At 67.7% G+C, this 22549-nt stretch carries 17 protein-coding genes and 1 pseudogene; 16 read left to right on the top strand and 2 right to left on the bottom strand.

What is annotated here, in order from left to right:
- Positions 1 to 5 precede the first annotated feature (5 nt).
- The 16 genes and pseudogenes from AC1ZV1_RS29880 to AC1ZV1_RS29805 all read left to right on the top strand — a co-directional run bounded on the left by AC1ZV1_RS29880 (position 6) and on the right by AC1ZV1_RS29805 (position 19382).
- The gene (locus AC1ZV1_RS29880) at positions 6 to 653 is read left to right on the top strand and encodes a TetR family transcriptional regulator C-terminal domain-containing protein (protein WP_484294906.1); all 648 of its coding nucleotides are present in this window, start codon (positions 6 to 8) and stop codon (positions 651 to 653) included.
- A gap of 110 nt (positions 654 to 763) precedes the next feature.
- Positions 764 to 1510, top strand: a complete 747-nt coding sequence (locus tag AC1ZV1_RS29875; RefSeq protein ID WP_484297674.1) for a response regulator — start codon at positions 764 to 766, stop codon at positions 1508 to 1510.
- A gap of 90 nt (positions 1511 to 1600) precedes the next feature.
- Positions 1601 to 2374: a substrate-binding periplasmic protein gene (locus AC1ZV1_RS29870; protein WP_484297673.1), complete on the top strand. Its 774-nt coding sequence runs from the start codon at positions 1601 to 1603 to the stop codon at positions 2372 to 2374.
- The gene (locus tag AC1ZV1_RS29865; protein ID WP_484294905.1) at positions 2371 to 4614 is read left to right on the top strand and encodes an ATP-binding protein; all 2244 of its coding nucleotides are present in this window, start codon (positions 2371 to 2373) and stop codon (positions 4612 to 4614) included. Before AC1ZV1_RS29870 ends, AC1ZV1_RS29865 begins: the two co-directional genes overlap by 4 nt.
- 287 nt (positions 4615 to 4901) lie before the next feature.
- A complete protein-coding gene (locus AC1ZV1_RS29860; protein WP_484294904.1) occupies positions 4902 to 6329 on the top strand; it encodes an amino acid permease in 1428 nt (475 codons plus the stop codon).
- 76 nt (positions 6330 to 6405) lie between these two features.
- Positions 6406 to 6612: a hypothetical protein gene (locus tag AC1ZV1_RS29855; protein ID WP_484294903.1), complete on the top strand. Its 207-nt coding sequence runs from the start codon at positions 6406 to 6408 to the stop codon at positions 6610 to 6612.
- Positions 6613 to 6679: 67 nt separating this feature from the next.
- The gene (locus tag AC1ZV1_RS29850; RefSeq protein WP_484294902.1) at positions 6680 to 7468 is read left to right on the top strand and encodes an enoyl-CoA hydratase/isomerase family protein; all 789 of its coding nucleotides are present in this window, start codon (positions 6680 to 6682) and stop codon (positions 7466 to 7468) included.
- 17 nt (positions 7469 to 7485) lie between these two features.
- Positions 7486 to 8646 (top strand): acyl-CoA dehydrogenase family protein, encoded by a 1161-nt coding sequence (locus AC1ZV1_RS29845; RefSeq protein ID WP_484294901.1) that lies wholly within the window; start codon positions 7486 to 7488, stop codon positions 8644 to 8646.
- A 10-nt stretch (positions 8647 to 8656) separates the two neighbouring features.
- On the top strand, positions 8657 to 10744 hold the full coding sequence (locus AC1ZV1_RS29840) for an acetate--CoA ligase family protein (protein ID WP_484294900.1): 2088 nt from the start codon (positions 8657 to 8659) through the stop codon (positions 10742 to 10744).
- A 242-nt stretch (positions 10745 to 10986) separates the two neighbouring features.
- The gene (locus AC1ZV1_RS29835) at positions 10987 to 12597 is read left to right on the top strand and encodes a 5-guanidino-2-oxopentanoate decarboxylase (protein WP_484294899.1); all 1611 of its coding nucleotides are present in this window, start codon (positions 10987 to 10989) and stop codon (positions 12595 to 12597) included.
- A gap of 52 nt (positions 12598 to 12649) precedes the next feature.
- A pseudogene (locus AC1ZV1_RS29830) lies at positions 12650 to 13819 on the top strand (pyridoxal phosphate-dependent aminotransferase); the annotation flags it as partial.
- Between the two features lie 156 nt (positions 13820 to 13975).
- Positions 13976 to 15394, top strand: a complete 1419-nt coding sequence (locus AC1ZV1_RS29825; RefSeq protein ID WP_484294898.1) for an aldehyde dehydrogenase family protein — start codon at positions 13976 to 13978, stop codon at positions 15392 to 15394.
- A gap of 196 nt (positions 15395 to 15590) precedes the next feature.
- On the top strand, positions 15591 to 16295 hold the full coding sequence (locus tag AC1ZV1_RS29820) for an NAD(P)H-dependent oxidoreductase (protein WP_484294897.1): 705 nt from the start codon (positions 15591 to 15593) through the stop codon (positions 16293 to 16295).
- 384 nt (positions 16296 to 16679) lie between these two features.
- On the top strand, positions 16680 to 17615 hold the full coding sequence (locus AC1ZV1_RS29815; RefSeq protein WP_484294896.1) for a LysR family transcriptional regulator: 936 nt from the start codon (positions 16680 to 16682) through the stop codon (positions 17613 to 17615).
- A gap of 181 nt (positions 17616 to 17796) precedes the next feature.
- A complete protein-coding gene (locus AC1ZV1_RS29810; RefSeq protein ID WP_484294895.1) occupies positions 17797 to 17991 on the top strand; it encodes a hypothetical protein in 195 nt (64 codons plus the stop codon).
- 386 nt (positions 17992 to 18377) lie between these two features.
- Positions 18378 to 19382, top strand: coding sequence for a hypothetical protein (locus AC1ZV1_RS29805; RefSeq protein ID WP_484294894.1), 1005 nt, complete (start codon positions 18378 to 18380; stop codon positions 19380 to 19382).
- Here AC1ZV1_RS29805 and AC1ZV1_RS29800 read toward each other — a convergent pair.
- Together AC1ZV1_RS29800 and AC1ZV1_RS29795 are read right to left on the bottom strand one after the other, a co-directional pair.
- Positions 19364 to 20698, bottom strand: a complete 1335-nt coding sequence (locus AC1ZV1_RS29800; protein ID WP_484294893.1) for a sigma-54-dependent transcriptional regulator — start codon at positions 20696 to 20698, stop codon at positions 19364 to 19366. The genes AC1ZV1_RS29805 and AC1ZV1_RS29800 overlap by 19 nt on opposite strands.
- The gene (locus tag AC1ZV1_RS29795) at positions 20695 to 22458 is read right to left on the bottom strand and encodes a sensor histidine kinase (protein WP_484294892.1); all 1764 of its coding nucleotides are present in this window, start codon (positions 22456 to 22458) and stop codon (positions 20695 to 20697) included. Before AC1ZV1_RS29795 ends, AC1ZV1_RS29800 begins: the two co-directional genes overlap by 4 nt.
- Positions 22459 to 22549 lie beyond the last annotated feature (91 nt).

The raw sequence follows: 22549 nt of genomic DNA, 5'->3' as shown, positions 1-22549 counted from the left end.
CAGGCATGAACGAGGAAGTCCGCTTTACCCGACTGGAGCCGGAGCAGCGCAAGGCGCTGCTGATCGAGGCCACCCTCGCGTGCCTGAAACGCCACGGCTTCCAGGGCGCGTCCATACGCAAGATCTGCGCCGAGGCCGGGGTCTCGGTGGGGCTGATCAACCACCACTATTCGGGCAAGGACGAACTGGTGGCCGAGGCCTACCTGACCGTCACCGGGCGGGTCATGCAGCTGCTGCGCGAAGCCATCGCCGAGGCGGCGCCGGATGCCCGGGCGCGGCTGTCGGCCTTCTTCCGCGCGTCGTTCTCCTCCGAGTTGCTCGACCCCCAGCTGCTGGATGCCTGGCTGGCGTTCTGGGGCGCGGTGAAGACTGCCGAGGAAATCAACAAGGCCCACGACCACTCCTACGGCGAGTACCGCGCGCTGCTGACGCAGGCATTGAACGAGCTGGCGACGGAGCAGGAATGGGCTGAATTCGATGCCGAACTGGCCGCCATTGCCCTCAGCGCCCTGCTCGATGGCCTGTGGCTGGAGTCTGGCCTGAATCCCAACACCTTCACCCCGGAGCAGGGCATGCAGATCTGCGAGGCCTGGGTGGATGGCCTCCAGTACGGCGGCCGACAGCGCTTCAGTCGGGCGTCGGGAGTCTGTTGATCGATTGTTCAGCGGACGGTAACCTGCCGCCATCTGCAGGACAGTTCCTACAGCTCTACCTCCACGCATAACAAGAATGGCCCCGTCACGAGCGGCGGCTTCAGCAGGGTATTGCGATGACTTCCCGTGTACTGATCGTCGACGACGATCCGGTGATTCGCGAGCTCCTCCAGGCCTACCTCGGTGAGGAAGGCTATGACGTGCTTTGCGCCGGCACCGCCGAACAGGCCGAGGCGACCCTCGTCGAAGCCGAGCAGGCCGACCAGCCCATCGACCTGGTGATGCTCGACATCCGCCTGCCCGGCAAGGACGGCCTGACCCTGACCCGCGAGCTGCGCGTGCGGTCGGAAGTCGGCATCATCCTGATCACCGGGCGCAACGACGACATCGACCGCATCGTCGGCCTCGAATGCGGCGCCGACGACTATGTGATCAAGCCGCTGAACCCCCGCGAGCTGGTGTCCCGCGCGAAGAACCTGATCCGCCGCGTACGCCATGCCCGCCAACCTGTCGCCGCGCCCGCCCACGGCAGCCGGCAGAACCACAAGCGCTTTTCCCACTGGACGCTGGACCCGGACCGCCGCCGCCTGGTCGACCGCGATGGCAGCGAAACCCCGCTGACCCACGGCGAGTTCCAGTTGCTCTGCGTGTTCCTGCGCAACACTGGTCACACTCTGAGCCGCGACCAGCTGATGGACCAGATCCGCAACCGCGAGTGGCTGCCCAACGACCGCTCCATCGACGTGCTGGTCGGCCGCCTGCGCCGCAAGCTGCGCGACGACCCGGCCGAGCCCGAGCTGATCATCACCATCCACGGCGCCGGCTACCTGTTCACCGCCACGCCCGCCGACGCCTGAGTCAGCACAGTGATTGCGGGGGGCGCAGGACAGTCCCCTCTCCCTTCAGGGAGAGGGCTAGGGAAAGGGCAGCTTCCGCTCCGATACCTTCTGCCTCTTTTTTTCGTCCTGCTGTCCCTGCTCTTCTGCACCGCCACCCAGGCCGCCCAATCCGTCCGCTACTGCGACTACCCCGTCTACCCACCCATTTCCTGGAGCGACGGCCATGAAGTGCGCGGGCTGGCGCCGCAGACCGTGCGCAGCGTGCTCGGCGAGCTGGGCTACGAGGTGAAGACCGTGGTGCTGGGCAACTGGAAGCGCTGCCTGCTGGACGCGGCCGAGGGGCGGGTCGACGTGGTACTCGCCTACCAGACGCCGCAGCGCGACGACGGCCTGCTGTTCTCCCGCGTGCCGGTGCTGCGCGAGGACGTGGCGATCTTCTACAACCGGCGCAAGCCGGTGCGTTTCGACCAGCTCGGCGACCTTGCCCATTACCGTGGCGGCCTGCTGTTCGGCGAGAGCTACGGGCCGGAGTTCGACCGCTTCATCGCCGAGCACGGCAACGTCGAATGGGTCTCCGACAGCCGCCAGAACTTCGGCAAGCTGATCCGCCAGCGCATCGACTTCATCGCCCACGAGCGGCGCACCGGCACCCTGTTCGCCGAGCAGTTGGCCGGTGGCCAGGACATCGTCGCGCTGCCCCGGCCACTGACCGTGGACTACCTGCGCATCGCCGTCTCGCGGCATTCACCGCTGGCCGCGCGGATGGACGAGATCGACGCCGTGCTGAAGAAGCGTGTGGAGGACGGCAGCGTCGCCCGCTGGCTGGAACAGAGCGAGCACGACTACCGCGCCACGCTCGCCGGCGACGGAGTACCGCGTTGAGGTTGCCCGGCGGCCTGGCCCGGCGCCTGCTGCTGCGGGTGCTGCTGTTCAGCCTGTGCTTCACCGTGCTGGCCAGCGCCGTGCAGTTGTACTTCGAATACCGCCGCGAGATGCGCGACATCGATGCGCGCCTGGAGCTGATCCGCGTCGGCTATCTGGCCAGCTTCGAGCGCAGCCTGTGGGACCTCAACCAGGAACAGCTCAACGTGCAGCTGCACGGCCTGGCCGACTTCCCGGACATCGCTCAGGTGCGCCTGCGCAGCGCCGATTTCAATCTGGTGCAGGATGCAGACGACAAGCGCGGACCGTTCCGGGTCGAGCGCTATGCCCTGGCCTTCCAGCCACCGGACGGCGAGCGCCGCGACCTGGGCGAGCTGGAGATCAGCATCGACCTGGGCGCCGTGTATTGGCGCCTGCTCCACGGCGGGCTCGCCAGCCTGCTGTGGATGAGCGTATTCCTCTGCGGCCTGGCGGTGGCGCTGAGCTGGATGTTCCACAGCCTGGTCACCCGCCACCTGCGCGCGATGGCTGACTTCGTCCGGGGGCTCACCGGCGGCGACCTGGGCACCGAGCTGGCGCTGGCTAAAAAACGCTCAGGCGAAGAGGACGAGATCGACACCGTTGCCGATGCCCTCGATGGTTTGCGCCGCGCCCTGCGTGCCGAACTGCGCCGGCGCGAAGCCGACCGCGAAGCCCTGCAGAGCAAGCGCGACGAGCTGCAGCGCCGGGTCGAGCGGCGCACCGCCAGCCTGCGTCGCGCCAAGGAGGAAGCCGAGGCCGCCAACCGCGCCAAGAGTCGCTTTCTCGCCACCATGAGCCACGAGATCCGTACCCCGCTCAACGGCATCCTCGGCATGGCCGAGCTGCTGCGCGCGGCGCCCTTGGGCGAGCAGGACCGCCGCCGCCTGCACGCGTTATCCACAGCCGGTGAAGGGCTGCTGGCGATCCTCAATGAAGTCCTGCACTTCGCCAAGCTGGAAGACGGCGCCAGCCAGCCGGAGCCGGTGGACTTCTCCCTGCGCCACCTGCTCGATGATGTGGTGACCCTGCTGGAGCCGCGTGCCGAGGACAACGGCACCTGCCTGCGCCTGCGCGTCGAGCCTCAGGTGCAGGACGGCTGCCGCGGCGCCGAGCAGTTCCTGCGCCAGGTGCTGAGCAACCTGCTGGCCAACGCGGTGAAGTTCACCGAGGAGGGCGAGGTGCTGCTCGCAGTCGTCGTGCTGCAGGACAGCGCCGCCGGCCAGCGCCTGCGTTTCAGCGTGACCGACGACGGCATCGGCATCTCCGCCGAGCAGCAGGAGAAGATCTTCCAGCGCTTCACCCAGGCCAGCGACGAAGTCGCGCGGCGCTACGGCGGCACCGGGCTGGGGCTGGCGATCAGCAAGCGGCTGGTGGAAGCCATGGGTGGCGAGATCGGCGTGGAGAGCCGGGAGGGCGAGGGCAGCACCTTCTGGTTCGAGGTCGAGCTGGCGCCGGGCGTGGTGCCGCGCGGCAGCGTGGCCGTCGAACAGGCGCCGGCATTGGACGTGCTGGTGGTGGAAGACGTTGCCCTCAACCGCGAGGTCGCCCAGGCATTGATCGAGCGCGACGGCCATCGCGTGCAACTCGCCGACGACGCCGAGCCGGCGCTGGTGCTCACCGCCGCGCGTCGCTTCGACCTGATCCTGCTGGACATGCACCTGCCGGGGATGACCGGCCTCGACCTGTGCCGGGCGATCCGCGCGCAGTCCGATGGTCTCAACGCGACCACGCCGATCCATGCCTTCACCGCCAGCGTGCAGCCGGGCATGGTCCGCCGCTATTTCGAGGCCGGCATGCAGGGCGTGCTGGGCAAGCCGCTGCGCCTGGACGACCTGCGCCGCGCGCTGTCCGGCGTGGCCTGGGAACTGCTGCCCGAGGCTGTGGATAACGGCCCGGTGGATCGCCAGGTGCTCGATACCCACCGTCGCCTGCTGGGCGAACACAAGCTGAACGAACTGCTTGCCAGCCTGTGGAAGCTGCTGGATGAGCAATGGCCGCTGTTGCTGGACGCGTTGCGCCAGGACGATGCGGTGGAGGCCGCGAGCCTTGCGCACCGGCTGGCGGGGAGTTGCCGGTCGATGGGCTTGCGTGGCCTGGGCGATTGCCTGGGCGCGCTGGAGGCGGCGGCGCTGGCGGGTTCGTTATCCAGCGATTGGGTTGAGCGGCTGGAGCGAGAGAGAGCGGTTGCTTCTGATCGTTTGACGAACGCCCGGACGTAGTTTCGGCAAGCCCACGCGCAACGCCCGCGTCGGCGGTTAGTCCTGTTCGCGAGCACGCTCGCTCCTACCAAATCAAAAGCCTTGAAATTCGCGCCCCACGCGGCCTGCACAAATTCCTTACATCTTTCTACAACTTCGATCCTGGCGAACAACCCCGCCTTACATCGTCTTCCAATAATCCGCTGGCATCCGTGCCCGAGCCACGGCCTCTGATTGATTGGAGATAACAATAATGATCCAACGTAGAGTTCAGCTCAGCCGCGCCCGCCGTTTCCCGGAGGTGCGCCATGTCTGAGTCCCGTCACGCCGGTAGCGGCGAGAAGATCCAGCTCACCCGCGCGCTCAAGAGCCGCCACATCTTCATGCTGTCCCTGGGCGGCGTCATCGGCACCGGCCTGTTCATGGGCTCGGGTGTCACCATCAGTTCCGGCGGCCCGATGGGCGCCATCCTCGCCTACCTGGTCGCGGGCCTGCTGATGTACCTGGTGATGGTCTGCCTGGGCGAACTGTCGGTGCAGATGCCCGTCTCCGGTTCCTTCCAGGCGCATGCCACGCGCTTCATCGGCCCGGCCACCGGGTTCATGATCGGCTGGGTCTACTGGATGAGCTGGGCCTCGACCGTCGGCCTGGAGTTCACCGCCGCCGGCATGCTGATGACCCGCTGGTTTCCCGAGGTGCCGATCTGGCTCTGGTCGGGTTTCTTCGTGGTCGTGCTGTTCTCCCTCAACGCCCTGGCCACCCGCGCCTTCGGCGAGGCCGAATACTGGTTCTCCGGGATCAAGGTCGCGGCCATCCTCGGCTTCATCGTGGTCGGCCTGCTGGTGATCTTCGGCGCCATCCCGCTGAACAGCGGCGCGACCGCGCCGGGACTGTCCAACCTGGTCGGCGACGGCCTGTTCCCCAACGGTCTGTCTGCGGTGTTCGCGGTGATGATGACGGTGGTCTACGCCTTCCAGGGCTGCGAGATCATGGGCGTCGCCGCCGGCGAAACCGACCAGCCGGAAAAGAGCATCCCGCGCGCCGTGCGCAACGTGGTGTTCCGCGTGCTGATCTTCTATGTGCTGGCGATTGCCGTGCTGTCCTGCATCGTGCCGTGGAAGCAGGCCGGGCTGATGGAAAGCCCCTTCGTGCAGGTGTTCGACATGGTCGGCATCCCCTACGCCGCCGACCTGATGAACTTCGTGATCCTGACCGCGATTCTCTCGGTGGGTAACTCCGGCCTGTACGCCTCCACGCGCATCCTCTGGGCCATGTCCAAGACCGGCATGGCGCCGCGCAAGCTGTCCAAGCTCAGCGCCCGCGGCGTGCCGCTCTACGCGCTGCTGATCAGCCTGGCCTTCGCCCTGCTGTCGTTGCTGACCAGCGTGGTCGCCGCCGACACCCTGTTCATGGTGCTGATGGCGGTGAGCGGCATGGCCGGCACCGTCACCTGGATCGTCATCGCCTACGCCCAGTACCGCTTCCGCCGCGAGCACATGGCCAAGGGTGGCACCGTGGCCGACCTGAAGTACGCAGCACCGTTGTTCCCGCTGATCCCGCTGGCGTGCATCGCGATCTGCTGCTCGCTGTTCGTGTTCCTCGCCATGGACCCGACCCAGCGTCCGTCGCTGTACTGGGGCTTCGGCTTCATGGCGGCGTGCTACCTCGCCTACTACCTGCTCAAGCGCAAGCGCGGGCGGGTGCTGGGTGAAGAGGTGGTGCCCAGCCTCGGTTGAGTCTTTCCGCACTGGAGAAGCCCCGCGTCGCGGGGCTTCTGTGCTTCTGGAGCCAGGGCATTTGCAGGAGCGGGCCATGCCCGCGAACCACATCGGCGCGGGCTGGGTCGTGGATATCCCCTCGCTCCTGCAGGGCGGCTTCGCTGCTGAACGATTGTTCGAAGTTGTAACAAACCTGCCCGCGATTCCCCTCAAAACCCCTCAGCCCCCGCGCCGCGCGGCCTTCCCGTCGATTGACCGGGCGTTACAAGCCACCCATTCGGGTGGATTGCCGGCTTGCTGAACAAGTGTTTAGTATTGGCTCCAACGCTTCATCCGCCTCAGCAAACGACTACAAGAACGAGGGCAGCATGACTCAGCCATCCCCGCTCAGCCGGGTCCAGGACGGTATCGCCTGGATCACCCTGAACCGCCCCGAGCAGCGCAACGCGCTCGACGTCCCCACGCTCAAGAACCTGCTGGCCCTGCTCGACGCCTACGAGGCCGACGAGGCCGTGCGCGTCATCGTGCTCAGCGGCGAAGGCCGCAGCTTCTGCGCTGGCGCCGACCTTGCCGAATGGGCCGAGGCCGAAGCCCGTGGCGAGCTGGAAACCTACGGCTGGACCGAAACCGCCCACGCCCTGATGCGCCGCCTGCACGGCCTGGACAAGCCGACCATCGCCGCCGTCAACGGCACCGCCGTCGGCGCCGGGATGGACCTGACCCTGTGCTGCGACTTCCGAGTCGCCGGCGCCTCCGCACGCTTCAAGGCTGGCTACACCGGCATGGCCTACTGCCCGGACGCCGGTGCCAGCTGGCACCTGCCGCGCCTGATCGGCAGCGAGGCGGCCAAGCGCCTGCTGTTCCTCGACGAACTGTGGAACGCCGAGCGCGCGCTGAAGGCCGGCCTGGTCGGCGACGTGGTCGCGGACGATCAGCTGCAGGCCCAGGTCGGCGAATTCGCCGCGCGCCTGGCCGCCGGCCCGACCTTCGCCTTCGCCCAGACCAAGCGTCTGATGCGCGACGGCGCCGCCCGCACCCTGGCCCAGCAACTGGAGGCCGAGCAGGCCGCCGGGCTGCTCTGCGGCCGCAGTGAAGATGCCGCCGAGGCGCTGCGCGCCGTGGCCGAGAAACGCTCCCCCCAATTCAAAGGCCGCTGACGGCTGCAGGTGATGTGATGGATTTCCAACTGACCCAGGAACAGGAAATGCTCGTCGAGGCGGTCAAGGCTTTCGTCGAGAAAGAGCTGCTGCCCTACGAAGAAGAAGTGGACCGCGCCGACGCGGTGTCCCCGGAGCTGGCGGCGAAGATTCGTGGCAAGGCCCTGGCGGCCGGCTTCTATGCCTTCAACATGCCCGAGGAAGTCGGCGGCGGCGGCCTGGACTACCTGTCCCAGGCGCTGGTCGAGCGCGAGCTGTCCAAGGTGTCCTGGGCGCTGCATGTGTTCGTCGCGCGTCCCTCGAAGATCCTCATGGCCTGCAAGGGCGAGCAGATCCAGGACTACCTGCTGCCGGTGGTGCAGGGCGAGAAGATCGACTGCTTCGCCCTCACCGAACCGGGCGCCGGTTCCGACGCCAACTCGATCAAGACCCGCGCCGTGCGTGACGGTGACGACTTCGTGATCAACGGCTCCAAGCACTTCATCAGCCACGCCGGCCACGCCGACTTCGCCATCGTCTTCGCGGTGACTGACACCTTCGAGCGCAATGGCAAGAAGCGCAACGCCGTCACCGCCTTCCTGGTGGACAAGGGCACCGCCGGCATGACCGTGCGCCGTGGCCCGAAATGTGTGAGCAACAAGGGCTACCACACCTACGAGATCTTCTTCGACGACTGCCGCGTACCGGCCTCCAAGGTCCTCGGTGAAGTCGACAAGGGTTGGGAAGTGGCCAACGCCTGGCTCACCGCTGGCCGCGTGATGGTGGCTGCCAACTGCGTCGGCCAGGCCCAGCGCGCGCTGGACCTGGCACTGCAGTGGTCGGCCGACCGCAAGCAGTTCGGCGCGGCCATCGGCAGCTACCAGGGCATCTCCTTCAAGCTCGCCGACATGGCCACGCAGATCCGTGCCGCCGAGCTGATGACCCTGCACACCGCCTGGAAGATGGATCGCGGCAGCATGACCGACGGCGAAGCCGGCATGGCCAAGCTGTTCGCCAGCGAAGTGCTGGGCAAGGTCGCCGACGAGACCGTGCAGATCTTCGGCGGCATGGGCCTGATGGACGAAGGTCCGGTTGAACGTATCTGGCGCAACGCGCGCATCGAGCGCATCTGGGAAGGTACCTCGGAAATCCAGCGCCACATCATTTCCCGCGAACTGCTGCGTCCGCTGCTGCGTTGAGGCCCGTGCGATGAAACGCGAAAACCTCCAGCGCCTGCTGGCGCCCCGGCACCTGGCCTTCATCGGCGGCCGCAGCATGGCGCGTGCGCTCAAGCGCTGCGCCGAAGGCGGCTTTGCCGGCCAGATGTGGCTCGTCAACCCGCAATACGACGAACTCGAAGGCGTGCCCTGCGTGCGCAGCATCGCCGATCTGCCCGAAGGGCCGGACGCGGTGTTCGTCGCCACCAACCGCGACCTGACCCTGCAGGCCGTTGCCGAACTGGCCGCCAAGGACGCCGGCGGTGCCATCTGCTACGCCTCCGGTTTCGCCGAGACCGGCGCCGAGGGCGAAGCCCTGCAGCGCCGTCTGCTCGCCAGCGCCGGCGACATGGCCCTGCTCGGCCCCAACTGCTACGGCCTGCTTGACTACCTGCACGGCTCCGCGCTGTGGCCAGTGGCCCACGGCGGGCACCTGGTGGAGAAGGGCGTGGCGGTGCTGACCCAGAGCGGCAACTTCGCCTACAACCTGTCCATGAGCGACCGCTCGCTGCCCATCGCCTACATGGCATCGGTGGGCAACCAGGCGCAGCTGGGCGTGGCCGAGCTGATGGACGTGCTGCTCGACGAACCGCGCGTCACCGCCATCGGCCTGCACCTGGAAGGCCTGAAGAACGTCCCCGGCTTCGCCCGTGCCGCCTTCAAGGCGCTGAACAAAGGCATCCCGGTGATTGCCCTGAAGACCGGTGTTTCCGAGATCGGCGCCGAGCTCGCGCTCAGCCACACCAGTTCCCTGGCCGGCTCCGACGCGCTGTATGACGCGCTGTTCGACCGTCTCGGGGTGATCCGCGTCAGCGGCCCCGTGAGCTTCATCGAAACCCTCAAGGCGGCCGCTTGCGGCAATCTGCCGGCCGGACCGAGCCTGGCCGCGCTGGCCTGCTCCGGTGGCGACGCCGGGCTGATCGCCGACTACGCCGAACGCAACGGCCTGAGCCTGCCCAAGCTGGTCGACGCGCAGCGCGTCGAACTGGCCCAGGTGCTGCCGGACTACGCCAACATCGCCAACCCGCTGGACTTCACCACCGCTATCTGGGGCGACGGCCCGGCGCTCGACCGCATGCTCGACAGCGCCCTGCAGACCGACGCCGATGCCGCCCTGCTGGTGCTCGACTACCCCGGCGAGGAAACCGGCGAGCGACCGCAATGCGACCTGCTGCTGGAGCTGTACTGCGCCGCGCTGAAGCGTCACGACAAGGTCGGCTTCATCGCCTCCGCGCTGCCGGAACTGCTGCCCAAACATGCTCGCGAGCTGCTGCATTCCCACGGCGTCGCCGCGCTGCAAGGCGTGGAAGACGGCCTTGCCGCCTGGGCCCGCATTGCCCACTACCGTCAGCACCGCGACGTGCTGCTGGCCCGTGGCGAAGCCGCACTGGTGCCGCTCTGCCCGCAGGCGCTGGACGGCGAAGGCCGGTTGCTGGACGAGTGGCAATCCAAGCAGGCACTTAAGCCCTTCGGCCTGCCGCTGCCGCGCGCCGCCCTGAGCACGCCGACCCAGGCCCGCGAAGCGGCCGCCGATGTCGGCTTCCCGCTGGCGCTGAAAGTGGTCAGCGCGCAGCTGCCGCACAAGACCGAAGCCGGCGGCGTGGCGCTCAACCTGCGCAACGAGGCAGCGCTGGAAGCCGCGCTGTTCGACATGCGCGAGAACATCGCCCGTCACGCACCGGGCGTGCCCTTCGACCAGGTGCTGCTGGAACGCATGGCGAACCCGCCGCTGGCCGAGCTGATCGTTGGCATCAAGCGCGAGAACGGCTTCGGCCTGGCGCTGGTGCTGGGCGCCGGCGGCATCCTCGTCGAGCTGCTCAAGGACAGCCGCAGCCTGCTGCTGCCGACCACCGACGCGGCGATCCGCGACGCTCTGCTGAGCCTGCGCAGTGCGCCGTTGCTCACTGGCTTCCGCGGTCGCCCGGCGGTGAACCTGGAGGCGCTGGTGGAGGCCATCCGCGCCGTCGCCGACTACGCCTGCGAGCACGTGGACAACCTGCTGGAACTGGACGTGAACCCGCTGCTGGCGGACGCCGAGGGCGCCGTGGCGGTGGATGCGCTTATCCGCACCGCTGAATGATCGGCAGCGGACCTGAGGCAATAGCACGAACGCTCCCCTCTCCCGCTTGCGGGCGAGGGGCTGGGGGAGAGGGTGGTAGGCCCGGAACTCGGTGTCACCGACAAGAGCCCCTCTCCCCAGCCCTCTCCCTGAAGGGAGAGGGAGCAAAAGTGGCGCACGCCGGACACTCGGCGTAGGCCCCAACGATTAGGACGAATAGCCGTTCGCGGTTATTCGCCGAAGAACAGTTCGGGAGATCGTTCATGCAAAACGACAAGAAACTCACCGGCGGCCAGGCCCTGGTACGCCTGCTGGCCAACTACGGCGTCGACACCGTGTTCGGCATTCCCGGTGTGCACACCCTGGAGCTGTACCGCGGTCTGCCTGGCAGCGGCATCCGCCACGTGCTGACCCGTCACGAACAGGGCGCCGGCTTCATGGCCGACGGCTATGCGCGCGTCAGCGGCAAGCCCGGCGTGGCCTTCATCATCACCGGGCCAGGGGTGACCAACGCCGCCACCGCCATTGGCCAGGCCTATGCCGATTCGATCCCGATGCTGGTGATCTCCAGCGTCAACCACACCGCCAGCCTGGGCAAGGGCTGGGGCTGCCTGCACGAGACCCAGGATCAGCGCGCGATGACCGCGCCGATCACCGCGTTTTCCGCCGTCGCCCTGAGCGCCGAAGACCTGCCCGAGCTGATCGCCCGCGCCTACGCCGTGTTCGACAGCGAGCGCCCGCGCCCGGTGCATATCTCCGTGCCGCTGGACGTGCTGGCCAATCCGGTCGCCCGCGACTGGACCCACGAAGTCGTGCGCCGCGCCGGCCGCGGCCAGCCGAGCGCCGACGCGCTCCAGCAGGCTGTGGATAAACTCCAGGCCGCCCAGCGCCCGATGATCATCGCCGGCGGTGGCGCGGTGCATGCCGCCGATGCCCTGGCTGCGCTGAGCGAGCGCCTGGCCGCACCGCTGTTCACCAGTGTCGCCGGCAAGGGCCTGCTGGCGCCGGAAGCGCCGCTGTCCGCCGGCGCCACCCTGTGCACCCAGGCCGGTTGGGACATGATCGCCGAGGCCGACGTGGTCCTGGCCATCGGCACCGAAATGGCCGACACCGACTTCTGGCGCGACCGCCTGCCGCTGACCGGCGAGGTGATCCGCGTCGACGTCGACTCGCGCAAGTTCAACGACTGCTACCCGAGCGCCGTGGCGCTGCTGGGCGACTCGAAGGCTACCGCCCAGGCGCTGCTCGCCGCGCTGCCGAGTGCGACCCGCGACGCCGGGAAAGCGCAGTCGCGCATTGCCGAACTGCGCGCGCAGATCGACGCCGGCCATGCGCCGCTGCAACGCATCCACCAGTCGATCCTGCAGCGCATCGCCAAGGTCCTGCCGGACAACGCCTTCATCGCGAGCGACATGACCCAGCTGGCCTACACCGCCAACTACCTCTACCCGAGCAAGGCCCCGCGCGGCTGGCTGCACCCCACCGGCTACGGCACCCTCGGCTACGGCGTGCCCGCCGGCATTGGCGCCAAGTTCGGTGCGCCGGAGCGTCCCGGCCTGGTGCTGGTCGGTGACGGCGGCTTCCTCTACACCGCGCAGGAGCTGGCCACCGCCACCGAGGAGCTGGACAGCCCGCTGGTGGTGCTGCTGTGGAACAACGATGCGCTGGGGCAGATCCGCGACGACATGATCGGCCTGGACATCGAGCCCATCGGCGTCCTGCCGCGCAACCCGGACTTCGCCCTGCTCGGCCGCGCCTACGGCTGCGAGATGCGCCAGCCGCAGAGCCTGGACGAACTGGAGCGCGACCTGCGCGAAGGTTTCGCCCACCCCGGCGTGACCCTGATCGAGCTGAAACACGCCTGCGCGAAGTAGGCCCGTCGCACTCGCCGGGCCGTACAGGCGCTGGCGCCGCAAGGAGATTCCCATGCGCTACTCGAACTTCACCCAACGCATCGCCGGCGACGGCGCTGCCGCCTGGGACATCCACTACCGCGCCCTGGCGCGCATGGAGCAGGGCGACGACATCCTGCTGCTGTCGGTGGGCGACCCGGACTTCGACACCCCGGTGCCCATCGTGCAGTCGGCCATCGACAGCCTGCTGGCCGGCAACACCCATTACGCCGACGTGCGCGGCAAGCGCTCGTTGCGCGATGCCATCGCTCGCCGTCATACCCAGCGCAGCGGCCAGGCCGTCAGCGCCGATGAAGTGGTGGTGCTGGCCGGCGCCCAGTGCGCGCTGTACGCCGTGGCGCAGTGCGTGCTCAACCCGGGCGACGAGGTGATCGTCGCCGAGCCGATGTACGTCACCTACGAAGCAGTGTTCGGTGCCTGCGGCGCCAAGGTCATCCCGGTATCGGTGCGTTCCGAGCACGGCTTCCGCGTGCAGGCCGAGGACGTCGCCGCGCTGATCACCCCGCGCACCCGCGCCCTGGCCATCAACAGCCCGCACAACCCCTCCGGCGCCAGCCTGCCGCGCGCCACCTGGGAGAAGTTGGCCGAGCTGTGCGTGAAAAATGACCTGTGGATGATCTCCGACGAGGTCTACAGCGAACTGCTGTTCGACGGCGAGCACATCAGCCCCGCCAGCCTGCCGGGCATGGCCGAGCGCACCGCGACCCTCAACAGCCTGTCGAAATCCCACGCCATGACCGGCTGGCGCGTGGGCTGGGTGGTTGGCCCACGCGAGCTCTGCGCGCACCTGGAAAATCTCGCCCTGTGCATGCTCTACGGCTCGCCCGACTTCATCCAGGACGCCGCCTGCACTGCGCTGGACGCCAAGCTGCCGGAACTGCAAGCCATGCGCGAGGCCTACCGCCAGCGTCGCGACCTGGTGCTCGACTGCCTCGCCGATTGCGTCGGCGTGCGCGCCCTGCGCCCGGACGGTGGCATGTTCGTGATGGTGGATATTCGCGCCACTGGATTGTCGGCCCAGGACTTCGCCGATGTGCTGCTGGACCGCCACGGCGTCTCCGTGCTCGCCGGCGAAGCCTTCGGCCCCAGCGCCGCCGGGCACATCCGCCTGGGCCTGGTGCTCGGCGCCGAACCGCTGCGCGAAGCCTGCCGTCGCATCGCCCTGTGCGCTGCCGAACTGCTGAGAGTCCCTTCGGAAGCTGGCGAGCTAGCGACACGCAAGGCGAAAGCGGCTGAGGCAGCGGAGTTTACGAGCTGTAAATGAGCATGCCGAAGGCGCTTTCAACGCTGCGTGGCCGACGCGCAGCCGATTCCGAACAGACTCTCAAGGAAAGACGCTATGCGTGACCGCACACAGCTCTACATCGACGGCGCCTGGGTGGCGCCGCAAGGGCAGGGCCTGGCCGAGGTGCAGAACCCGGCCACCGAGGAATGCGTCGGCCGCGTGCCGCTGGGCGGCGAGGGCGACGTGAACCGCGCGGTGGACGCCGCGCGCCGTGCCTTCCCGGCCTGGTCGCAGGCCCCGTCCCACGTGCGCGCCGGCTATATCCGCGCCCTCGCCGAACAACTGAAGACTCGTGCCGACGAGATGGCCGTGCTGATCACCGCCGAGTTGGGCATGCCCGTGCAGTGGTGCCGCATGGTGCAGGTCGACGGGCCGATCGAGGGACTGGAAAGCTACGCCGCGATGGCTGCGCACATGGACGAGGTGCGCGAGGTCGGCAACTCGCTGGTGGTGAAGGAAGCGGTGGGCGTCTGCGCCTTCATCAACCCCTGGAACTACCCGCTGCACCAGCTGATCGGCAAGCTCGCCCCGGCACTCGCCGCCGGTTGCACCGTGGTGGTCAAGCCAAGCCAGGACACCCCGCTGCACGCCTTCCTGCTCGCCGACATGGTCCACGCCATTGGCCTGCCGGCCGGCGTGTTCAACCTGGTCAGCGGCCCCGGCTCCAAGGTCGGCGAAGCCCTGGCGCGGCATCCGGACGTGGACATGGTGTCCTTCACCGGGTCCACTGGCGCGGGCGTCAAGGTCTCCGAAGCCGCGGCGCCGACGGTCAAGCGCGTGTGCCTGGAGCTGGGCGGCAAGTCGCCGTTCCTGATCACCGCCGATGCCGACCTGGCCGCCGCCGTGCGCCACGGCGTGCAGGACGTGATGATCAATTCCGGGCAGACCTGCACCGCACTGACCCGCATGCTGCTGCCGGCCCATCGCTATGCCGAGGCCGTGGAAATCGCCCGTGCAGAAACCCTCGCGCTGAAGATGGGCGATCCGCAGGATGCGGACAGCTTCCTCGGCCCGATGTGCTCGGGCGGCCAGTGCCGTACGGTGCTCGACTACATCCACGTCGGCCAGGAAGAGGGCGCGCAACTGGTCTGCGGTGGCGCCGAGCGCCCGGCGCATCTGGAACGCGGTCACTATGTGCAGCCGACGATCTTTGCCGGGGTGAACAACCAGATGCGCATCGCCCGCGAGGAAATCTTCGGCCCGGTGCTGTGCCTGATTCCCTACGCCGACGAGGCCGAGGCCATTGCCATCGCCAACGACTCGCCGTTCGGCCTGTCCAGCGCCGTCTGGGCGGGTGACCGCGAGGATGGCCTGCGCCTCGCCCGGCAGATGCGCGCCGGCCAATGCTTCGTCAACGGCGGTGCCTTCAACTACCGGGCGCCGTTCGGCGGCTACAAGCAGTCCGGCAACGGCCGCGAATGGGGCGAGCAGGGCCTGCACGAGTTCGTCGAACTCAAGGCCATTCAGCTCTGAGCGCCTGAAGAGCACCCTCTCCCCACCCCTCTCCCGCAAGCGGGAGGGGGGCAAAAGCGCTTCGGTGCTACCGGCGGGAGACGGTGCTGAAGGATGAACATGAATACGCCCTCTCCCTTCAGGGAGAGGGCTGGGGAAAGGGTGCCGAGCCAGCACGCCGATCCGCCAGGTACCGCCTTTCTGGCCAGGAATCCACATGAACGTACTGATCGTCCACGCCCACAACGAACCGCAATCCTTCAGCACTGCGCTGTACCAGCTCGCCGAGGAAACCCTGCGCGGCCAGGGCCATGACGTGCAGGTCTCCGACCTCTACGCGATGAACTGGAACCCGGTGGCCAGCGCCGCCGACTTCGGCGCCCGCGCCAACCCCGAGTATCTGGTCTATGCCCTGGAGCAACGTGAAGGCGCCAAGGCCAAGACCATCGCCGCCGACATCCAGGCTGAGCTGGACAAGCTACTCTGGGCGGACCTGGTGATCTTCAACTTCCCGATCTACTGGTTCTCCGCGCCGGCCATCCTCAAGGGCTGGTTCGACCGCGTGCTGGTCTCGGGCATCTGCTACGGCGGCAAGCGCTTCTACGACCAGGGCGGCCTCGCCGGCAAGAAGGCGTTGGTCAGCGTGACGCTTGGCGGGCGCGACCACATGTTCGGTGACGGCGCCATCCACGGCCCGCTGGAAGACATGCTGCGGCCGATCCTGCGCGGCACCCTGGCCTACACCGGCATGACCGTGCTGCCGCCCTTCGTGGCCTGGCACGTGCCTTACATCAGCAACGAGGCGCGCCAGGACTTCCTGCGCCAGTACCAGGACCGCCTGCAGCACCTGGAGAGCGACCAGCCACTGGAGTTCGTGCGCCTGGAGCAGTTCGACGAGCGCCTGTACCCGCTGCCGCGCTGAGTGCTTCCTCGGCTGGGCTGCGGACTCACCTTGCAGGAGCGCGCCATGCGCGCGATCGCGGGCATGGCCCGCTCCTGCAGGGATAACTCGGTGCTCAAACTGCGGACATGAAAAAGGGCGGTCATCCGCGAAGATGACCGCCCCTGGAGAAAGAATCAGTCGCTGCAGCGGATATGCGCGGGGGAGATAGCCGTCGATTGGTGTATCGGCGGCCGTACGATGAGCCTGGTATGCCCAACGTTGCTGCAGCGACCTGGCCAGCACTATACGTGGTAACAATCGGTAAAAAACGACCCTATACTGCGATTCAGTTTTGCGGCGCGGACAACAATGTTGTCGTCTCCTACAGGCGCCTCCGACAAGAATGAACAAGCAGGGGGAAGCATGGACGTACTTCACGCGATGCGGGCATTCGTCCGGGTGGTGGATGCCGGCAGTTTCACCGCCGCCGCCAACGCCCTGGGGTTATCCACAGCCCAGGTCTCGCGGGTGGTCTCCGACCTCGAATCCCAGCTCGAAGCCCGCCTGCTGCACCGCACGACACGACGCCTGGCGCTGACCGAGACCGGCGAACGCTACCTGCTGCGCTGCCGGGAAATCCTCGCCGACGTCGAGGAAGCCGAGGCCGAAGCCAGCGGCGCGCACCTGAAACCGCGTGGCCGCCTGCGCGTGCATTCGCTCACCGGCCTGGGTCAGCAGCACCTGATCCCGCTGATCTCGCGCTACTGCGAGTCCTTCCCCGAGGTCTACATCGAGCTGACCCTGGCCCAGCGCCATCCGGACATCCTCGAGGAAGGCCAGGATGTGGTGATCACCCGCGACCGCGAGCTACCCGACTCCGAGTTTGTCGCCCAGACGCTGGGCACCATCTACAGCGTGCTCTGCGCCAGCCCCGAGTACCTCAAGCGGCGCGGCACCCCGACCAGCGTCGCCGATCTGCACCAGCACCAGTGCCTGCGCCTGCAGGACCCGACCTTCCCCGAAGGCTGGGCGTTCGAGGAGGGCAACGAGGAAGGCGTGATCCGCCCGCGCGACACCTTCATGGTCAATGTCGCCGAGGCGCTGACCGGCGCGGCCGCCGCCGGCATGGGTATCTGTCTGCTGCCCAGCTATGTCGCCGCGCCCGCGCTGCGCCGTCGCTCGCTGGTGCGCGTGCTGCCCCGGCACAGCCTGCACGTGCGGCAGATCTATGCGCTGTATCCGTCGCGGCGCTTCCTCGACGCGAAGATCCGCACCTGGGTCGAGTTCCTCAAGGCGGAGTTGCCCAAGGTCTTCGAGGAAGACGAAGCAGCGCTCAACGATCCCGTCAACTGGGCATAAGGCAAAGGGCTAGCGTGGCGGATCGTCGCAGCCGCTCTATATCGGTGTTCCCGGACGATCGGTGCGGATTGTTGCTTTTTAGGCAATGCTTTGTTGGTTAGCTAGCTATTTTTCGAGGGACTGTTGCGCCGTAACCTTTCATCAACCCCGACCAATCGGGTGTTCAGAAAGGATCACCGCCATGTCCCGTTCGCTTTATGTTGCTGCCCTGCTGTCCGTCTGCTCGCTGTCCTTCACTCAGCTGAGCTTCGCCGAAGAATCGCGTCTGATGGCCGACAAGATGGTCAAGGCCAACGAAGCAGTGATTGCCCAGCAGCAGGCCCAGTCCGCCGAGCAGACTGCCAAGGCCGCCGCTGACAGCCGTTCCGATTCCTGATCGGCCGCTTCCCCCGGGAGGTCCGGAGCGTGAGCCGGGCTTCTCAACACCTTGCGCCGCATAAGACATGCGGCGTTTTTTTTGCCTGAAATTCAGTACCTCAACGGCGACTGTTACAGATGTGGTAACAGTCTTTCGCGGCAGCCAATCTGTATTCCTGTTCAATCGGTCAATATACTTGACCCAACGATGCAGTTTTCGAGCTGCGTCGTTACCGGCCTCACCGCCGGCAAGCTTCCCGACGCCGATTCTTGATTGCTCCAGATCGACGTCCGTCTCAAGGCCGCTGCTATCAGCGGCCTTTTTTTATGCCTGTGGAAAGCCGCGGCGGGCTGCTAGGCTGGGCGCACACTGTGCCACGGGCCGGATTCGACAAGGATGCCGAGATGACCACCGATAACCCTTTCGCGACACCCCATGCCCCCCTCACGGCGCCGGCCAGCGCTGCGCCGTCGACCGCCGGACAACCCCTGCAGTTCGTTGCCGCGATGATTGTCGCGGCGGCCGTGGTGTTCCTCGGCAGTAACGCCGTGCAGTGGATCGGCGACCTGGGCAACTACCGCGAGCGCCTGCCGCAGTACTTGCCGATGCTGCTGGGGAACTGGCTGGGCGGCCTGGTCTTCTATGCGGCGGCGGTCCTGCTGCTGGTGCATGACCAGCGCGAGCGCCACGGTATCGCGCGGTTCCAGCCGATGGCCGGGCTGCTGGTGGGCTTTGGTGTGGCCTATCTGGTCGCCACCGTGGTTGTCAGTACGGTGGTGTCCTACCTGAGCGTGTCGTTCTATCAGTGGGCGTTCGAGCAGGACGCCCGGACGTTATGGATGGCCCTGTACGGCCAGGCCACGTCGCTGATCAGCCTGGTCCTAGGTTGCCTGTTGCCGCTCTGGCTGGCCCTCCATCTGGCGCGCTCCCGCTCCGAGCGGCTGGCACCAGGGCAGGTTCTGGTTCTGCCGTCCTGGCATCTGTCGCTGGGCGTGGCGCTCTGTTTCAGCGCGCTGATCTACAAGGCGCTGGCTGTGCTCAGCTACGCGGCGCTCTATCTGTACAGCGGGGCGGACGGCTGGCAGTCGGTGCTGCTGTTGTCCGGCTGCCTGCTGCCCTTTGCCATCGTCATGACGGCGGTGCATACGCGCCTGCCGCCACAGGTCACGCGCTTCGCTGCCGGCCGGGTACTGGCCTGTGCGCTGGTGCTGCTGGTGATGTGGGCGGTGGCGATTGTGCTGGTGTCGGTCCTGGTGGCGTTCGCCGCCTACAGCTCGCTGAACGCCCGTAGCCTGCCGCTCTACCTGCTGCCGCCGGCAATCCTGCTGCTGGCGCTGCTCTGGCCGCTGGCACGCTGGTGCACCGGCTGGTGCTTCGCCGAGCAGCTGGCTCAGACCTCGCCCAGGTAATCCCCGCGGCTCAGCCCGTGGCGCTGCATCTTCTCGTTGAGGGTGCGGCGCGGCAGGCCGAGCAGCTCCATCACCGCCTTGATGTCGCCCTTGCACTGGCCCAGCGCCTGGCGGATGCACTCGGCCTCGTAGGCTTCCATGCGATCGAACAGGCCGTTGCCGGCCGGCTCGATCGGCAGCTCGGCGCGGTCCAGGCCGAGCACGTGGCGCTCGGCGGCGTTGGCCAGTTCGCGCACGTTGCCCGGCCAGTCGTGGGCGAGCAGGCGGGCCAGTTCGCTGGCGGACAGCGGCGTCGCTTCGCGGGCGAATTTCTCGCTGGCCAGCAGTGCGTAGTGCTCGAACAGCAGCGGGATGTCCTCGCGCCGTTCGCGCAGCGGCGGCAGGCGTAGCTCGGCGACGTTGAGACGGTACACGAGGTCCTCGCGGAAACGCCCGGCGCGAGCTTCTTCGAGCAGGTCCGGCTTGGTCGCGGCGATTACCCGCAGGTCCACCTTGATGCTCTGGTTCGAGCCCAGGCGCTCCAGTTGCTGTTCCTGCAGCACGCGCAGCAGCTTCACCTGCTGGGCCAGCGGCATGCTTTCGATCTCGTCGAGGAACAGACTGCCGCCGTTGGAGTGCTCCAGTTTGCCGATGCGCTTGCCCTGGGCGCCGGTGAAGGCGCCGCTTTCGTGGCCGAACAGTTCGGTCTCGAACAGCTGCTCGGGGATTGCTGCGCAGTTCAGCGCGACGAAGGGCTTGGCGGCGCGCGGGCCGAAATCATGCAGACAGCGCGCGACCAGCTCCTTGCCGCTGCCGGTCTCGCCGCGGATCAGCACGTTCACCGGCGTGCCGGCCAGCGCCATGATCTGGCGGCGCAGGGTTTCCATGGGCCGCGAGACGCCGAGCAGGCGCGATTCGATCTGGTCCTTGAGCGCCGCCTGTTCACGCAGCTGGCGGTTCTCCTGCACCAGCCGGCGTTTCTCCAGGGCGCGGCGCAGGCTGTCGAGCAGGCGCTCGGGGGTGAAGGGTTTCTCGATGAAGTCGTAGGCGCCCTGGCGCATCGCCTGCACCGCCATGGGCACGTCGCCGTGGCCGGTGACCATGATCACCGGCAGGTCGCGGTCGATCTGCTGCAGGCGTTCGAGCAGGGCCAGGCCATCGGTGCCGGGCATGCGCACATCGCTGATGACTACCCCGGGCAGCTCGCGGGAAACGCTTTTCAGGCACTCGTCGGCGCTGCTGCACAGGCGCACGTCGAAGCCGGAGAGCTGCAGCCACTGCTGCACGGCGTCGCGGATGGCGGCTTCGTCGTCGACGAAGAGGATGGTCTCGCTCATGGTCTTCTTTCTTCGCTGGCGGCCGGCAGGATGAGGCGGAACACCGCGCCACCGGTGGGCTGGTTGGCGGCGTCGAGGCGTCCGCCGAGTTCGTGGACGATGCCATAGGATACCGCCAGCCCCAGGCCCAGTCCTTCGCCCACCGGCTTGGTGGTGAAGAAGGGGTCGAAGACGCTGGCCAGGTGGGCCTCGTCGATGCCGGGACCGTTGTCGGCGACTTCCAGGCACCAGTGCGCGTCGTCGCGGCGCAGGGTCAGACGGATCTGCGGCGTGTCGATGTTGGCCACCGCATCGAGCGCATTGCGGATCAGATTGACCAGCACCTGCTCGAGGCGAATCGCATCGCCGAGCACCCAGGCCGGCAAGTCGAGGTCCGGGCTGATCGCCACGCCTTCGGTGCGGATGCGCACGGCCAGTAGCTGCAATGCCTGCTCGATCACGTGGCCCAGCTCGATGCGCTCGCGCAGGCCGCCCGGGGTCTTGCGGGCGAAGGTCTTCAGGTGGCCGGTGAGCGCTGCCATGCGTTCGAGCAGTTCATCGACCCGTGTCAGCGCGGCGCGGGCATCGTCCTGGCGGCCGGCATCGAGCAACAGGCGCACGCTGGCCAGTTGCATGCGCTGCGCGGTGAGCGGCTGGTTGATCTCATGGGCCAGTGCAGCGGACATCTGCCCCAGTGCAGCCAGCTTGGCGGCCTGTACCAAACCGTCCTGGGCAGTGCGCAGGGCGGCGGTACGCTGCTCGACCAGGCGCTCCAGCTCTTCCTGATTGCGCTGGCGCAGGCGGGCCAGACGACGGCGCTGCTGCAGCCAGAGCACGAGGAACACCAATGCCAGCCAGACGCCGGCGGCGGCCAGGCGCGCGCTGGTGACGTCGGATTGCACGCCGTGCGGGTTGCGCAGCAGGTGCAGGGTCCACTCGTCTTCTGGCAAGCCGACGGATTGCCAGAGGTAGTCGCCGCTGATGTCCTGGCCGTCGACACGGACCATGCGCGCGTGTTCGCCCAGGGATTCCAGCGTCCGGTGCGGCAGCGCGCTGAGCGGCTGCTTGTGGTACTGGCGGGTGTCGGCCATTTCGGCGCGGGCCACGGCGTCCAGCGGCAGCAGCTCGCGGTAGCGCCAGCGCGGGTGGTTGGCGAGGAATACCACGCCCTTGCTGTCACTCACCAGTACCACGTCCGGGGTCTGGCTCCACTGGCGCTCGAGGTCGGGGAATTCCAGCTTGACCACGATGGCGCCGAGGAAGCGGCCGTCGTCGTCGCGCAGGGCGTTGGACAGGAAGTAGCCGGGAATCCCGCTGGTCACGCCGACTGCGTAGAAGCGCCCGGCGCCCTGGGCGATGGTCTGGCGGAAGTAGGGGCGGAAGCCGTAGTTGTGGCCGACGTAGCTGACCGGCAGGTCCCAGTTGCTGGCGGCCACGGCGAGGCCGGTGTGGTCCAGCAGCTCCAGGGTCGACGAGCGTGCCGCGCCGTTGATTTCCTGCAGCTTGAGGTTGAGCCGGTGCTGCAGTTCACCGGTCACCGGGCCGCGCATGGCCGCGCGCAGTTCCGGGTCCAGCGCGAGCACGGCGGGGAGGCTGCGGAAGCGTTCGATCAGGGTGTGCAGGGAATTGGCGTAGAGGCCGAGCTGTTCGTGGGCGGCCTCCGCCTCGGCGAGCAGCGCACGATGCCGTGCCTTCTCGCCCGCCCAGAACACCGACAGCACCAGCCCGGCCAGCAGGAGCAAGCAGATCAGCAGCAGGCGAAGGGGGCGGGTAGGCGACATGTTCGACGGGGTTCGACCAACGGTCGGCGACAATAGCACGACCGCGCGCTGGTCCGGCGCCCCGTCGCTTCGCTACACTGCCGCATCCCGA

The organism is Pseudomonas sp. BB438 (genome assembly GCF_057180225.1).
The sequence above is the reverse complement of the archived record's forward strand: the minus strand, read 5'-3'. Positions and strand labels throughout refer to the sequence as shown.

Coding starts and splice junctions, on each gene's coding strand:
- AC1ZV1_RS29880 (WP_484294906.1), top strand. CDS start 6: ATGAACGAGGAAGTCCGCTTTACCCGACTGGAGCCGGAGCAGCGCAAG.
- AC1ZV1_RS29860 (WP_484294904.1), top strand. CDS start 4,902: ATGTCTGAGTCCCGTCACGCCGGTAGCGGCGAGAAGATCCAGCTCACC.
- AC1ZV1_RS29855 (WP_484294903.1), top strand. CDS start 6,406: ATGCCCGCGAACCACATCGGCGCGGGCTGGGTCGTGGATATCCCCTCG.
- AC1ZV1_RS29850 (WP_484294902.1), top strand. CDS start 6,680: ATGACTCAGCCATCCCCGCTCAGCCGGGTCCAGGACGGTATCGCCTGG.
- AC1ZV1_RS29845 (WP_484294901.1), top strand. CDS start 7,486: ATGGATTTCCAACTGACCCAGGAACAGGAAATGCTCGTCGAGGCGGTC.
- AC1ZV1_RS29840 (WP_484294900.1), top strand. CDS start 8,657: ATGAAACGCGAAAACCTCCAGCGCCTGCTGGCGCCCCGGCACCTGGCC.
- AC1ZV1_RS29835 (WP_484294899.1), top strand. CDS start 10,987: ATGCAAAACGACAAGAAACTCACCGGCGGCCAGGCCCTGGTACGCCTG.
- AC1ZV1_RS29825 (WP_484294898.1), top strand. CDS start 13,976: ATGCGTGACCGCACACAGCTCTACATCGACGGCGCCTGGGTGGCGCCG.
- AC1ZV1_RS29820 (WP_484294897.1), top strand. CDS start 15,591: ATGAACGTACTGATCGTCCACGCCCACAACGAACCGCAATCCTTCAGC.
- AC1ZV1_RS29815 (WP_484294896.1), top strand. CDS start 16,680: ATGGACGTACTTCACGCGATGCGGGCATTCGTCCGGGTGGTGGATGCC.
- AC1ZV1_RS29810 (WP_484294895.1), top strand. CDS start 17,797: ATGTCCCGTTCGCTTTATGTTGCTGCCCTGCTGTCCGTCTGCTCGCTG.
- AC1ZV1_RS29805 (WP_484294894.1), top strand. CDS start 18,378: ATGACCACCGATAACCCTTTCGCGACACCCCATGCCCCCCTCACGGCG.
- AC1ZV1_RS29800 (WP_484294893.1), bottom strand. CDS start 20,698: ATGAGCGAGACCATCCTCTTCGTCGACGACGAAGCCGCCATCCGCGAC.
- AC1ZV1_RS29795 (WP_484294892.1), bottom strand. CDS start 22,458: ATGTCGCCTACCCGCCCCCTTCGCCTGCTGCTGATCTGCTTGCTCCTG.